Here is a 13,778-nt window from a genome sequence, read left to right as displayed (position 1 = left end):
CGGGCGGATAGGCTGGCCGCGCAAGCCCAACAGAGGAGGAACAATGCCGAACTCACCTTTTGCCAGGCTCAACGACGTACCGCGTTTCGAACTGACCAGCACCGATGTAGCCGAAGGGCAGCGCCTTCCGCAGGCTCAGGCCTCTGGGCTCATGGGCGTTGACGGCGGCGAAGACGTATCTCCACAGCTTTCGTGGAGCGGCTTCCCCGAAGAGACCAAGGCCTTTGCCGTCACCTGCTACGACCCGGATGCACCCACCGGATCCGGCTTTTGGCACTGGACTGTCGCCGATATTCCCGGAACCGTCACCTCGCTTCCGGCCGATGCCGGAAATCCCGAGGCGGGGCTTATGCCAGCAGGCTCAGTCACGGTCCGCAACGACGCCGGTGACCGCCGCTTTGTCGGGGCCGCACCGCCGGAAGGCCACGGTCCTCACCGGTATTTCTTCATCGTCCACGCTCTGTCGGAGCCGCTGGGCGTTGACGAAAACGCGACACCGGCCTTCGTCGGCTTCAACATCTTCTTCAAGTCGATCGGGCGCGCCTGGATCGAAACGCACTACGAACTCTGAGAGCCCCTATGAGCACCCCGCGCACCACCGTCGCCGTTCTCTTCGGCGGTCGTTCCAGTGAACACTCGGTCAGCTGCGTCAGCGCAGCCGGCGTCATCGGCGCCCTTGACCCGGACAGGTACCGTCCCGTGCCCATCGGCATCACCAAGAACGGCACCTGGGTCACGGTCGAAGACCCGACCGCCTTCAGCTTTGCCGACGGCGCAATGCCAGAAGTCGAAGAGAACGGTTCGGCTGTCTTCGTGTCGCCGTCCACGCAGGGTGCTTCGCTGCTTGAGCGCACCGCCGACGGCGCTGTTCGAGATCTTGGTGAGATCGATGTCTTCTTCCCCGTGCTGCACGGTCAGTTCGGCGAAGACGGCACGCTGCAGGGACTGCTGGAGCTCAAAGGCGTTCCCTTTGTCGGACCCGGTGTGCTCACCTCGGCCGCGGGCATGGACAAGCACTTCATGAAGACCGTGCTGCGTTCGGCTGGGATTCCCACGGCTGAGTGGCAGACCGTGACCGCGAAACAGTGGGCAGATGACCCCGCCGGGGTGCGGGCGCGGATAGCTGAGCTGGGGCTGCCGGTCTTCGTCAAACCGGCTCGGGCCGGATCCTCTGTCGGGATCAGCAAAGTCGGGTCCGCCGAAGACCTCGACGCGGCTATGGAAGAGGGCCTCGAACACGATCACAAGGTCATTGTCGAACCCGGCATTGACGGCCGTGAAATCGAGTGCGCGGTTCTGGGCTCCCACTGGGACGACGAACTCACCGCGTCCGTGCCGGGTGAGATCGTCATCTCCGGGGACCACGAATTCTACGACTTCGAGGCCAAGTACCTTTCCGCGGACGATGTCCGCCTGGAGGCTCCCGCAGACATTCCTGATGACGCCGCTCGTACGGTGCAGGACATCGCAGAAGCCACGTTCCGCGCTTTTGAGTGCTCCGGACTGACCAGGGTCGACACATTTGTGCAAGCCGACGGGACCGTGCTTGTCAATGAGATCAACACGTCGCCGGGCTTCACCCCGACATCGGGATATCCGCACATGATGGGCAAGTCCGGAGTGAGCTACTCCGAACTCATTTCACGGCTTATCGAGATCGCGCTCGTCGACGTCGACCGGCGGTGAAAGCTGGGCCGGGGGAGTGGGCCGCGCCCGCCAAACTGAATTCTGCTGATTAGACAACACAACGAGGCGATCCGTGCGATTTCGCCTCAATGTTTCCCCTGACCAGCAGATTTGGGCGCGGTGGGCTGGGCAAAGAGCCTCAGCCTTCGGCTTTGCCGCCTACGTCCTCGGCTCCAACACATTCGCGCTGCGCTTCGATCTGCTTGACGGCAGCTGACAGAGCCGACAAAGCCTCAGCGCCGGCAGCCTGCGTGGTGTCGAGCGTGATCTCAACGGAGGGGCTGCGGCCGTAGGATTCAAAAGTCCACGTGTCTCCTTCGCCTTCGCGGGAGACCCAATCGACGTCGTCAGTGCGCACACAGTGGTCGGTCGACGGGGCGGGCATTTCCCCGCCGCAGCGCAGAACAACGGCGCTTGGGTCACCCCACGCGGCTGTGGCCTGGGAAGACGCGCGGCGCTTCTCGTGTTCGCCGATGACCTCCGGCAGCCGCAGCATGACGTCGGCACAGGCCGGGTCAGTTGCGTGCGGCTGCGGTTCGACGACGACAACCGGCGCACACGCCGACAGCCCGACAACCGTCGAAAGGCCGATGGCTGCGGCGGAGAGCTTCCTCAAAACCATGTCATTAAGGGTATCGCCCGCCGTTTCGCACTAGGCTGAGGCCCATGTCCAGCAAGCCGAACCATCCGGGGTCCGCCGAACCCGAGACCAGCGACGGCACAGCCAACGTCGCGAGCTCTGGCTCCGCGTCCCAATGCAGTCCCGACCCTGCAGATCTGAACCTGAGCGATGTCGGCGAAGACGGGGTTCTCGACCAGATCTTCTCGGTTCTGGGGCAGGCGTCGGAACCTGCCTCCGGGCTGATCGTCGGCCCCGGCGACGACGCCGCCGTGTCCCGGGCGCAAGGAAATCTGGTGTCCAGCGTCGACATCCTCACCGAGGGTGCTGACTTCCTGCCCGAATGGTTCGACCCCTACAGACTGGGCGTGAAAGCCGCCGCACAGAACCTCGCCGACATCTGCTCCATGGGTGCGCAGCCGCACGGTCTGCTGCTGGCTCTGGCAGCCCCAGATGACACCCCCGTCAGCACGGTCCGCCTGTTGGCGCAGGGGTTGGCTGACGAAGCCGCACGAGGCGGAGCTTCTGTAATCGGGGGAGACCTGTCGTCTTCGGCTTGTCTCACCTCGACTGTGACGGCACTGGGTTTTCTCGACCGGGGCCTGACCCCGGTCACACGGATTGCGGCCGAGCCCGGCCACGATGTGTTCCTTGCCGGAACCGTCGGCTGGGCGGCTGCGGGACTCGCTCTGCTCTTTGCCGGAGTGCGGCTGGGAGATGACCCCCGGCTCGACCCGTTTATCGAGGTGCAGTTGGCGCCTCGCCCTGATTATGCGGCGGTGCGGGACCTGGCGAGGTGGGCGGCAGCCGGGATCGACGCCTCGGATGGTTTGGTCGGCGACTTGGGCCGCGTTGCCCGAGCCTCCGGTGTGCGCATCCGCTTGGATGAAGCCGCTGTTGAGCGACTTGCTGAGCCGCTGCTGCCGGCAGCACAGCACCTGGGCACCCCGGAAGTCGCCCGCGAATGGGTGCTCGGCGGTGGGGAAGACCATGGTTTCCTCGCCTGCGGCCCAGCCGACTCCGCTCCGGTAGGGTGGACGCGAATCGGCGCGTGCGAAGAAGGCCAGCCGGATGTCCTCGTGGGCACCCGCTCGGCAGCTGACAGCGCCTATCGACACTTCTGACACGGCTTGGCGGAAACGGACATGGCAAACGACAACAGCATGCGCTTGGGCGGACTGCTGGCTGCCCGCTGGGCGCGGCAGGCAGTGGATCGGATGCGCCGCCAGCGCAACAGCATTGACTCCATCAACGTGTTCCCGGTGGCTGACGGTGACACGGGTTCGAACATGTACGCGACCGTGAAATCCGCTTACAGTGCAGTTGAAGCCCTCGACGGGTCGGCGACTCTTCCCCAAGTGGTCGAGGCGATGGCCGCCGGTGCGCTGCGCGGTGCCCGGGGCAATTCGGGTCTCATCCTGGCTGTGGCCCTGCGGGGAGTGGCCGACGAGCTCGGTCAGGCGCAGCTTGCCGACGGCAGTCTCACGCCCGATCGCTTTGCCTCGGCAATTGAACTGGCCGCACAGCGGGCACAGGATGCGATTGCCGAACCGACCCACGGCACAATGCTGACGGTGCTGCACGCAATGGCTGAAACCGCCCGCGCACAGGCTGATAGGGGTGCGGGACTGGTTGAGCAGATTGAGGCGGTGCGGGCCTGCTCGATTGCCGCGCTGCGGGACACAACGGGGCAGCTGGACGTGCTCGGTCAGGCGCAGGTCGTCGACGCCGGCGCCACCGGAATTGTTGAGATCTTCGACCTGCTGTACCTCACCGTCACCGGGGGAGCGGTCGGCGAAGCCGCCAGTCCCACCGCGAATCTGACGGCAGTCCCGCCGAAAGTCACCAGCGGAGAGCTGGGGTGCAGGCCGCACGAGGACGGTGCTGCCAGTGCCCGAGGGGCCGGTGCCGCGGGGCAGGCTGCCGCTGGGGCCGACACTTTGGAACTCGTGTTCACACTCAGCGACAGCAAGGATCGAACACGCCCTCTCAAACGCATTCTCGCGAAGGCTGATGCCCGCTCGGTTGTCATTTCGTGGCCCATGGTGCACGTGCACGTGAAGAATGAAGACCACGCGCTGCGCGTTCTGCGCGAGGTTGAACAGTACGGGCTGGCGCAGCTGCGGGCCGAAGATCTGGTGAACGGAGCAGACCACGGGCCGCTGCGCGCAGCGGCTGCGGTTTCCACAGCGCCGCTCATGCTGCGGGCCGCGCTGACAGGGGCGGTCGCCGTCCTGCTGGACCGCGGCCGACAGGCGCACACCCTGCTTGACGTTGTCTCTGACGGCAACACGACGGTGCTCGTTGCCGACAGCCCCGAAGGGCAAGCCGCCATCAACGCCGCAGCCGCTGACGGGGTTCACGCGATCACCACCGGCAGTCCCATTTCGATGGTCAGCGCACTGGCGGTATTCGACCCGAACGCAGACGCCGCCGAAGTCGCAGACGACATGGCCGATGCGGCTGGAATCGACATCCGCAGGCTGTGCTTTGCCGGACAGTCCGCAGCCGGCCCGCTGGTGTATTCGAAAACCGATGTGCTGGTCCTGTCCGAGGGCCGCATCCTCTTCATTGAACACACTCCGGAAGCTGCCATCGTCGAGGCCATTGCGCGTCTGGCCCCAGAAGGTGACCCCGAACTCATCACCATCAGCTACGGCCAGCAGGCAGCTCCGCACATGCGGGGGGCGATAGAAGCCGCCGTCCGCAGCACCTACCCGCAGGCGGAAGCCGAAATCTTCGATTCTGACCTCAGCGGGGTCTGCGCTGATGTGGGTGTGGAATGACAACACTGACAGACTTCGTCAGCAGCCGTGATGAAAAAGCGCTCGCCAAGCTGGGCGTCAGCACGGTCGGCGAACTGCTGCGGTACTTCCCGCGCACCTACATCCACCCCGGCACCGTCACCGAAATCAGTCGACTGGAGGCTGGGCAGACAGCAATCGTCTACGCCACCATCCAATCGGTGAACACCAGGCCCATGCGCAACCGGCGCGGCACCATCACCGAAGTGACACTGGCAGACGAACACGCCAAGATCACTGCGACCTTCTTCAACCAGAAATACCTCGCAGAACAGCTCAAGACCGGCACCCGCATGGTCCTGACCGGCGACATCAAGGTCTACCGAAACTCCCTGCAGATTCAGAATCCCCGCTGGCTGGGACACGAGGACTACATCGACCGCGGCGACATCGAAAATCCCATCCCCATCTACCGGTCAAGCAAACAGTTCGCATCCGATCGGCTGGCCAAAACCATCCGCACCGTCCTCGATGCCCTCGGCCCAGAAGACTTCGCAGACCCCATCCCCGCAGAAGTGCTCGTCGACCACGGCCTGCCCGGTCTTCGCCAGGCCCTCACCATGATTCACCGCCCCGGCAGCGAGTCCGATGTGAAAGAAGCCATGGCGCGCTTCCGCTTCGAAGAGGCCTTTGCCCTGCAGGCGGAACTCTACGGTCGGCGGCAGCGGGCTAAGGCCGAACAGTCCGTTCGCCTGCCCGGCAAGGTCGACGGGCTGCTGGCCGCTTTCGATGAGTCCCTGCCGTGGTCGCTGACCAAATCGCAGCGGCGGGCGGGCACGGAGATCTCGCGCGATCTCGATTCGGATTCGCCCATGAACCGGCTTCTGCACGGTGACGTCGGTTCGGGTAAGACTCTCGTGGCAATGCGGGCAATGCTGCAGGCGGTTGACTCCGGTCGGCAGGCGGCGATTATGGCTCCCACGGAAGTTCTCGCGGCACAGCACTTTGAGAGCTTCTCCCGCATGCTCGGTCAGCTGCGCACCGATGACACCCTTTTCTCGCGTGCCGAAGGGGTGCGGATTGCGCTGCTGACAGGTTCGACACCGCAGGCTCAGCGGCGCACCACCCTGCTGGATTTGGCCAGCGGGCAGATCGACATCATCGTCGGCACCCACGCGCTGCTGTCGGAAACGACGATCTTTGCGGCCCTCGGCCTGGTCGTGATCGACGAACAGCACCGCTTCGGCGTCAACCAGCGCGAAGCCCTGCGCACAAAAGCCGGGGGAGTCATCCCGCACGCTCTCGTCATGACCGCAACTCCGATCCCGCGGACGGTAGCCATGACGGTCTTCGGTGACCTCGACGTGTCCACTCTGACGGACATGCCGGGCGGGCCGAAAAAGATCGCCACCCACGTTGTCGCTCTCGGCACCCACCCGCACTGGATGGATCGCGTGTGGGAGGTCGTGGCCGAACACGTCGAGGCGGGGCTGCAGGCCTACGTCGTCGTCAGTCGGATTGAGGACGATCCAGAGCTGTTCGGCATCGACTCTGCGCTCGCCGCAATCAACTCTGTTCCCCGGCTGGCCGGCCGCCGGGTTGAGGCACTGCACGGACAGATGTCGCAGGAAGACAAAGACGCCGTCATGGCGGAATTCACGGCAGGCGACATCGACGTTCTCGTCTCCACGACCGTCATCGAGGTCGGGGTGGACGTCCACCGAGCGCGCGCCATGGTCATCCTCGATGCCGACTGCTTCGGCCTGGCCACACTCCACCAGCTGCGAGGGCGGATCGGCCGTGACGGCCAGCAGGCGATCTGCTTCCTCGTGACCTCGCGCACCACGGAGGACGAGGCGGTGGGACGGCTGACCACGGTCGCCAGCACCTTGGACGGCTTCCGGATTGCCGAACACGATGTCGACAACCGCCGCGAAGGCGATGTTCTGGGCCGCGGCCAGTGGGGTTCGCGCAGTTCGCTGCGCTATCTGCGGGTGCTGCGCGACGAGGGTATTGTCGCTGCGGCTCGCACCGCCGCGCACGCCTATATGGATGCTCACCCGGACGGAACACCCGAACTGCGGGCCTATGTTGATGACCTCGCGGGCGATGACCTCATGGAGGTTTCATGACCCGCATCATCGCCGGCCGCCTGGGCGGACGCAGGATCGAAACCCCGTCCGGCTCTGACACTCGCCCCACCTCGGACCGGGTGCGCGAATCACTTTTCGCCCGCCTGGACTCTCTGGGAATGCTCGCCGACTCAAACGTCCTTGACCTGTTCGCCGGTTCCGGAGCCCTGGGCCTCGAAGCGATCTCCCGAGGTGCCACCCGGGCAGTGTTTGTTGAGCGCGCCGACAAGGCGGCTCAGGTCGTGAAGAAGAACATCCGCGCCCTCGATCTCGACGACAGCTGTTCCGTGCAGGTGCGCGCGGCCCAACCGGCCATCGAAGCCCTTGCGGGTTCCGACGAGCGCTTTGATCTTATCTTCGCCGACCCGCCCTACCCGCTGGGGGAACCAGAACTCGCCCAGCTGCTCGAAACAGCCGCGGGACTTCTGAAAGATGACGCCTCGCTTCTTGTCATAGAGCGAAGCTCACGCTCGCCCCAGCCGCAGCTGCCGCATAGTCTTAGCGTGTACGCGAAGTCTCTTCACGGCGAAACCGCGCTGTGGCTTGTTGAGAGGAGCGGAGAATGAAGGTCGTCTGCCCGGGCTCCTACGACCCGATCACCCTGGGACACATAGATGTGGCGCTGCGTGCGGCAAAGCTTTTTGACGAGGTTGTGCTCGCCGTTGTGCACAATCCGAATAAGACCGGCACCTTTCCCGTTGCCGAGCGGGTCCGGCTGATCCGCGAATCTCTCGCCGAAGCCGGCGGGCCTGACAATCTCACAATTGACGATGTGCCCGGTGGTCTGCTGGTGGACTACTGCCGGGAGGTGGGTGCGGTTGGTGTGGTCAAGGGCATCCGAGGCGGCACCGACTATGCCTATGAGCTCCCGATGGCGCGGATGAACAGCGAGATCGGGGATATCGAGACCATTTTTCTGCCCGGCTCGCCGCGTTTGGAGCACGTGTCGTCGTCGCTCATTCGGGAAGTGCACGCACTCGGCGGAGATGTTTCATCTATGGTGCCCAGCCCTGTTCTCACAGCACTTGACGCGGTGAAGAACCAGTAGACCGTGCGCCCAGGCTGGTTTTTCGGGCTCGTTCTCCACACGGTCCTTCTGCACGGCACGTTCAATGCCGCGAAGGTCATGGTGTCGTATAAGACCCTGGCTGAGGGCGGGGATGCTTTTGCCGTCGGTCTGATGGTCACGGCCTATTCGTTCGTTCCGCTGTTTGCAGCACTTGCGGTCGGCAGGCTTGTGGACCGCGGCCTGTACGTGCCTGTCCTTTGGGTGGGTACGGCTGCCTGTACTGCAGCTTTGGCTGGTGCCGCACTGTGTTCGGGGATACCGGCTCTCCTGCTGTTTTCGATGCTTCTGGGGTTGGGACAGCTGCTCATGACGGTGTCGTCGCAGGCGTTCATTCCGGCTTCCTTTGGTCCGGGAGAGCTCAATTCTCGTTTCGGCACTCTCACGCTGGGTGTGTCGATTGGGCAGACGCTCGGCATGCCGCTTGCGGGGGCTGTCGCTGCCTGGGCGAGCAGCGGTGACGGCCCGAATGCCGAGGCGGGGCTGTGGGCGATGTGCGCGCTCGCGGTTCTTGCGTTCCCCTGTGTGCTTGTTGTCATGCGCCGTCCCGCCGCCAAGCGGGTTGCCAAGGCCCAGGCGAAAGCTGCCGCGGTTCCGCCGCTGACGCTTCTGGGCACTCCGGGCATGAAGTCCGCGATTTTCGCCTCCATGGCCACCCTGGCCGCCATTGATCTGATGAGCGCCTATCTGCCGGTCATCGGAGAGGCACACGGCCTGTCTGTTGTCGTGGTCACCACTCTCATCACGGTGCGCACGATAGCCACGATTGTGTCGCGTGCTGTTATGGGTTCTCTGACGGCTCGGTTCGATTCGATGCTGCTGCTGTGGTTGTCGTCGTTGGCTGCCGGGATCACGGTTCTTGCCATACCCCTGTGGGTGTGGGTGCCGTTTTTGGTGTTCATTATGGTGGTGTCGGGTTTCGCCTTCGGGCTGACTCAGCCGCTGACGATGACGTGGGTGTCGATGCTCGCGGCATCTGGCAACCGGGCGGCTGTTATGGCGATTCGCCTGGCGGGCAATCGGCTGTCACAGGTGGTCATGCCGGTTGCGGCATCTGCTGCGGCGTCCGTCGCCGGGGTCGGCTCGATTTTCTTCCTGTCCGGTTCGGTGCTGGTGCTGGCGGCAGGACTCACAATGCGGGCACCGCGCCCGCAATCAGCCCAGGCGTCTGACCGTTAAGCTCAGCTGCCTGCCAGGTCCAGAAGGTCGCCCACGATCGAGATGGCAGTGAGTGCACTCGTCGACGGGTTGTGCGGTGAGGGCGCACTGGAGATGCGGAAGGTGAAGTCACCCGCGGGTCCTGCCGCTTCGATGTCGTGGAAGGTGGGATCATCCGATCCATTCCCGATCAGCTCAACGCGCACCCTGGCCAGCGAGGCCCGCAGGGACTCGGGCGAAATACGGCCGTCGGAGAGATCTCTTTCGGCGGTTGCCCATGCCAGCGCCGTTGCCACGTTGAGGTTCGAGGGGAACTTCTCAATCGCCTCTGCCGGGTCGCCGTCAAACACGCGCGCAGTCTGCCCCGCCGGCAGCTGCTCCAGCCGAGTGCGCTCATCTTCGCTCATCCAGTCCTGTATGAGGGTCGGCGCTTTTTTCGTGGTGGTGATGGACACACGGTCAAAACCGAGCAGAGCAGCCGAGCGCAGCACGTCGAAACCGCCGATCGCGCCGTTGGTGACCACCAGGTCAGGCATGTCCAGCAGCGCCTGGGCAGTCGGCTGGTGGGCGAGGGCCCCAACACTGGTCAGTACGAAGGGCTTGCCGATTGCGGCTATCCGCTGGGCGTAGGCGCGCACCGCGGCACCACCAGCGCACTCAACGATGACATCGGCTCGTTCAGCAGCCTCTTCCAGGCGCTCCTGGCTGAAGATCGGGATATCGGCCTTACGGTCGGTGTCACGGTGGACGACGGCTCCGCACAGCTCAACGGGGCGGTTCTCAAGCAGACTCCGAATGTCGTTGGCGATGGTGCCCATGCCTATGAGCAGCGCTTTCACTGTGTCCGCCCCGCAGAGTCGTGCCCGGCTGCCTCAGCGTCGTCTTCGTCGGCATTCGCCTCGCCCTTTCTGTGGAGCACGGGGTAGAGAGCCCAAAAGGCGACCGTGCCGGCTGTTGCACCCAAAACTGCCGAAAAGAACGTGTTGACCAGCCAGCCCAGGGCGGCCCCGAATGCTCCGGTCGCAGAGGCGACAGCTGTTTCACAGGCGTGGACGAACTCATAGAGGGGACTGAAGCCCAGATCGTGCATGCCGACCAGCAGAATGTGTCCGCCGACCCACAGCATGGCGATGACGCCGACAATCGACAGGGTCTTCATGACAATCGGCATGGCCTTCACAATGCCGAGTCCCAGCTTTTCGGTTGTCGGCTTCTGCGCCAGGTGCAGGCCGATGTCGTCCATCTTCACAATGACGGCGACGACACCGTAGACCAAAGCGGTGATGAACAGCGCGACTGCAACGAGTGAGATAAGCCGGGTCCAAAAGCCCATGTGGTCAACCGTGGACAGCGCGATGACCATGATTTCGGCCGACAGGATGAAGTCGGTGCGCACAGCGCCGCGGACAATCTGCTTTTCCTGTTCGGGACCGCGTTCGACAGCAGGGGCTTCCTTCGCCTGCGAACGGCCCAGCGCGAGCTCCCACAGCTTCTCGGCACCCTCATAGCTCAGATAGAGTCCGCCGATCATGAGCAGAGGGGTGAGCACCCAGGGGACAAACTGGCTGAGCAGCATAATCGCAGGCAGGATGAACACGAGTTTGTTGATAATCGACCCGCGGGCGATCTTCCACACCACGGGAAGTTCGCGGGCCGGTGAAAAGCCGTCGACATAGCGCGGAGTCACAGCGGCGTCGTCGACGACAACGCCGGCGGCCTTGGCCGAAGCGCGCCCGGCGGCCGCGCCGATGTCGTCGATGGACGCGGCGGCTGCGCGCGAGAGTGCGACAACATCGTCAAGAAGGGCGGCAAGACCACCGGCCATGGGAGGGTCCTCACTGTTGAAATGCGGGTCAGAACGATTCTACGGGCAGAAGCCGGCAGCCATTCCGATGCCGCGGCGACAGAGCACAGAACAGTGTGCAAAGGCTCTTGTGCGCAGTGTGCAGGTGATTTGCCCGGCCGTGGCGGACTGGACTATGATAGAGCGCTGTGTGTCATCAGGGGCGCACTGATTTCGACGGTGATCGACACTTGGGAAACGCGAAAGGGGAAGAGCCGTGGAACGCAAAGATCTGCAGCTCGACCTGCGGAAGCTCGGCATTGCCGACAAGCCCGGCGCGTGGACGGACGTCGAAGAGACCGTGGCCGCCCCTGAGGATCTGCGGAACGAAATGATCGGCGTCCCGGAAGGGGATCCGCTCAGGGTCAGTCTGCGGCTGGAAAGCGTTGTCGACGGCATCTACGCCTCGGGAACCTTCGAAGCCCTGGCCAAAGGTCAGGACGCGCGGACGCTTGAGGATCTCGAACTGCCGCTGTCGGTCGACGTCCAGGAGCTTTTCGTCTACGAACTTGGAGAAGATGAAGACTCCTACGCCGTTGAACGCGATAAGATCAACCTCGAACCGCTCATCCGCGATGCAGTCGTGATGGCGCTTCCGCTCAACCCGGTGAACTCCGACGGCGACGGTGAATTTTCGTACACCGTCGGCGAATTCCCCGAAGACGAAGAAGCGGGATCGGTCAACGATCGCCTCGCGGCACTGAAACATCAGTTAGAGAAGAAAGAGAGCTAGACGTGGCTGTTCCGAAGCGTAAGATGTCGCGCAGCAACACCCGCCACCGTCGTTCGCAGTGGAAGGCTCAGGTTCCCGGCCTGGTCAAGACTGTGGAGAACGGTCGCGTTGTGTACTCGCGCCCCCACCACGCAAAGCTGGTGGAAGACTCCAACGGCAACCCTCTGTTCCTTGAATACAAGGGACGTAAGGTCGCTGACGCCTGACACTATGACTCAAGCGCAGAATCTGCGTGAACTCAACGAGCGTCTCGGGATCGACATTGATCTCGAGACGCTTCGTCTTTCACTCACACACCGTTCCTACGCCTTCGAAAACGGCGGCATCCCCACCAATGAGCGCCTGGAGTTCCTGGGCGACTCCGTGCTGCAGCTGGTGGCCACCGAATGGCTCTTCCACAACAATCCGGCGATGGCCGAAGGGCGTTTGGCGAAAATGCGCTCCGCTGTCGTCAACACCCGCGCCCTGGCAGCCGTGGCCCGCCAGTACCGGATAGGCGACTATCTGCTGCTGGGCAAAGGGGAAGAGCTCACCGGTGGACGCAACAAAGACTCGATCCTCGCTGACACGGTCGAAGCGATCATCGGCGCCTGCTACATCAGCCAGGGCCGGCAGACGGCGGAAGACCTCGTGCACAGGTTTGTCGACCCCATGCTCGACGACGCCGTCAACCTCGGCGCCGGCATGGACTACAAAACCACCCTGCAGGAAGCTGCCGCAGACTTGAACCTTGGGGTTGTTGCCTACGACATCACCTCTGAGGGCCCCGACCACGCGCGTGTCTTCACAGCGCACGCCCGCCTGGGCACAGCCACGTGGGGCAGCGGTGAGGGCACGTCGAAGAAGAATGCCGAACTCGCTGCAGCAGAAGCCGCTGTCAAGGCGATTCGGGCCAAACACCCCGACTGGTCCCGCGCCTGATGCCGGAGCTGCCCGAGGTCGAGCACGTCCGTGCCGGGCTTGAACCGTGGGCGGTCGGTTCGCGGATAGAAGCGGTGCGGGTGCTCGACCCGCGGATTCTGGGCACAACATCGCAGCGCACTGTCGAGCCCGCCGCCGTTGACAGGCTGACTGCGGCTGTGCCCGGAGCTCTTGTCGAAGGGGCGTGCCGCCGAGGCAAGTTCATGTGGCTGCCCCTGGCAGCAGGCACCGTCTTTCCCGACTCCGCAGCCGAGGTGCCGTCCGGCTGGGCAGTGGCCCTCCACCTCGGCATGTCAGGGCAGGTGAGGATCCACACCGCCGCAGAAGCCATGCACCGGCACACGCGCGCCGTGTTCGACATGCGCTCAGCCGATGGGACCCAGTGGCAGATGCGCTTTGTCGATCAGCGGATCTTCGGCCATATTGGCCTGGAACCGCTTGTGACAGGGATTGGTTCGCCGCGTCTGGTCGCAGCATCCGCGGCCCGGATTGCACCGGATCCTTTTGAAGAGGGCTTCGACGCGGCCGCCCTTGCCCGCACGCTCAAAGGGCGGCGCGTTGCTGTCAAGGCGGCTCTGCTGGATCAGAGTCTGGTGTCGGGAATCGGCAATATCTACGCTGACGAGGCGCTTTTCGCCGCGAGAGTCCACCCCGCCGCCCGCACCGACCGGCTGCGCATCAGCAGGATCGAAAACACTCTGCGCGCCGCTCGGGAAGTCATGGCCCGGGCCATTGAAGCCGGTGGAACGAGCTTTGATTCGCTGTATGTCAATGTCAACGGCGAATCCGGATACTTCGACCGCAGCCTCGGAGTGTACGGAAAAGCCGGTGGTCCGTGCACGCGCTGCGGGGCGACCGTTCGGCGCAGCGCCGTCG

General features: G+C 64.0%; 15 protein-coding genes. 12 read left to right on the top strand and 3 right to left on the bottom strand.

Annotated features, from left to right (window positions below; translation table 11 throughout):
* Positions 1-43 precede the first annotated feature (43 nt).
* Together HMPREF2757_RS03960 and HMPREF2757_RS03955 are read left to right on the top strand one after the other, a co-directional pair.
* Complete coding sequence (locus HMPREF2757_RS03960) at positions 44-571, top strand: YbhB/YbcL family Raf kinase inhibitor-like protein (protein ID WP_070573571.1); 528 nt, start codon at positions 44-46, stop codon at positions 569-571.
* Positions 572-579: 8 nt separating this feature from the next.
* Complete coding sequence (locus tag HMPREF2757_RS03955; protein ID WP_070573569.1) at positions 580-1,686, top strand: D-alanine--D-alanine ligase family protein; 1,107 nt, start codon at positions 580-582, stop codon at positions 1,684-1,686.
* Positions 1,687-1,825: 139 nt separating this feature from the next.
* Here the strand turns inward: HMPREF2757_RS03955 and HMPREF2757_RS03950 are convergent, their stop codons facing one another.
* The gene (locus HMPREF2757_RS03950; RefSeq protein WP_070573567.1) at positions 1,826-2,308 is read right to left on the bottom strand and encodes a DUF3515 family protein; all 483 of its coding nucleotides are present in this window, start codon (positions 2,306-2,308) and stop codon (positions 1,826-1,828) included.
* Positions 2,309-2,352: 44 nt separating this feature from the next.
* Here HMPREF2757_RS03950 and thiL point away from each other — a divergent pair, with 44 nt between their 5' ends.
* Genes thiL through HMPREF2757_RS03920 form a run of 6 tightly spaced genes read left to right on the top strand, consistent with a single transcriptional unit; the run spans position 2,353 to position 9,426 of the window.
* Positions 2,353-3,429, top strand: coding sequence for a thiamine-phosphate kinase (gene thiL / locus HMPREF2757_RS03945; RefSeq protein ID WP_083304088.1), 1,077 nt, complete (start codon positions 2,353-2,355; stop codon positions 3,427-3,429).
* 21 nt (positions 3,430-3,450) lie between these two features.
* A complete protein-coding gene (locus tag HMPREF2757_RS03940) occupies positions 3,451-5,091 on the top strand; it encodes a DAK2 domain-containing protein (protein WP_070573565.1) in 1,641 nt (546 codons plus the stop codon).
* Positions 5,088-7,181 (top strand): ATP-dependent DNA helicase RecG, encoded by a 2,094-nt coding sequence (locus HMPREF2757_RS03935; protein WP_070573563.1) that lies wholly within the window; start codon positions 5,088-5,090, stop codon positions 7,179-7,181. The genes HMPREF2757_RS03940 and HMPREF2757_RS03935 overlap by 4 nt, the downstream gene beginning before the upstream one ends.
* Complete coding sequence (gene rsmD / locus HMPREF2757_RS03930; RefSeq protein WP_070573562.1) at positions 7,178-7,747, top strand: 16S rRNA (guanine(966)-N(2))-methyltransferase RsmD; 570 nt, start codon at positions 7,178-7,180, stop codon at positions 7,745-7,747. The genes HMPREF2757_RS03935 and rsmD overlap by 4 nt, the downstream gene beginning before the upstream one ends.
* The gene (gene coaD, locus HMPREF2757_RS03925; RefSeq protein ID WP_070573560.1) at positions 7,744-8,229 is read left to right on the top strand and encodes a pantetheine-phosphate adenylyltransferase; all 486 of its coding nucleotides are present in this window, start codon (positions 7,744-7,746) and stop codon (positions 8,227-8,229) included. Before rsmD ends, coaD begins: the two co-directional genes overlap by 4 nt.
* 3 nt (positions 8,230-8,232) lie before the next feature.
* Positions 8,233-9,426 carry an MFS transporter gene (locus HMPREF2757_RS03920; protein WP_070573558.1) on the top strand — a complete coding sequence of 398 codons (1,194 nt, stop codon included), beginning with the start codon at positions 8,233-8,235 and terminating at the stop codon, positions 9,424-9,426.
* A gap of 2 nt (positions 9,427-9,428) precedes the next feature.
* Here the strand turns inward: HMPREF2757_RS03920 and HMPREF2757_RS03915 are convergent, their stop codons facing one another.
* Both HMPREF2757_RS03915 and HMPREF2757_RS03910 read right to left on the bottom strand, forming a co-directional pair.
* Positions 9,429-10,244 carry an aspartate dehydrogenase domain-containing protein gene (locus HMPREF2757_RS03915; protein WP_083304087.1) on the bottom strand — a complete coding sequence of 272 codons (816 nt, stop codon included), beginning with the start codon at positions 10,242-10,244 and terminating at the stop codon, positions 9,429-9,431.
* Positions 10,241-11,230 carry a DUF808 domain-containing protein gene (locus HMPREF2757_RS03910; RefSeq protein WP_070573556.1) on the bottom strand — a complete coding sequence of 330 codons (990 nt, stop codon included), beginning with the start codon at positions 11,228-11,230 and terminating at the stop codon, positions 10,241-10,243. Before HMPREF2757_RS03910 ends, HMPREF2757_RS03915 begins: the two co-directional genes overlap by 4 nt.
* A gap of 235 nt (positions 11,231-11,465) precedes the next feature.
* Here HMPREF2757_RS03910 and HMPREF2757_RS03905 point away from each other — a divergent pair, with 235 nt between their 5' ends.
* The 4 genes from HMPREF2757_RS03905 to mutM all read left to right on the top strand — a co-directional run.
* Positions 11,466-11,981, top strand: coding sequence for a YceD family protein (locus tag HMPREF2757_RS03905; protein WP_070573555.1), 516 nt, complete (start codon positions 11,466-11,468; stop codon positions 11,979-11,981).
* A 2-nt stretch (positions 11,982-11,983) separates the two neighbouring features.
* Positions 11,984-12,187 (top strand): 50S ribosomal protein L32, encoded by a 204-nt coding sequence (rpmF, locus tag HMPREF2757_RS03900; RefSeq protein WP_019174811.1) that lies wholly within the window; start codon positions 11,984-11,986, stop codon positions 12,185-12,187.
* A 4-nt stretch (positions 12,188-12,191) separates the two neighbouring features.
* On the top strand, positions 12,192-12,902 hold the full coding sequence (gene rnc / locus HMPREF2757_RS03895; RefSeq protein WP_070573553.1) for a ribonuclease III: 711 nt from the start codon (positions 12,192-12,194) through the stop codon (positions 12,900-12,902).
* Positions 12,902-13,778 (top strand): bifunctional DNA-formamidopyrimidine glycosylase/DNA-(apurinic or apyrimidinic site) lyase (mutM, locus tag HMPREF2757_RS03890; protein WP_070573550.1); only part of this gene is annotated, 877 nt, incomplete at its 3' end. The genes rnc and mutM, both read left to right, overlap by 1 nt.

The sequence above is a fragment of the Brevibacterium sp. HMSC063G07 genome (assembly GCF_001810665.1).
GTDB lineage: Bacteria > Actinomycetota > Actinomycetes > Actinomycetales > Brevibacteriaceae > Brevibacterium.
Note: the sequence above shows the minus strand (reverse complement) of the source record. Positions and strands in the feature narration are given on the sequence as shown.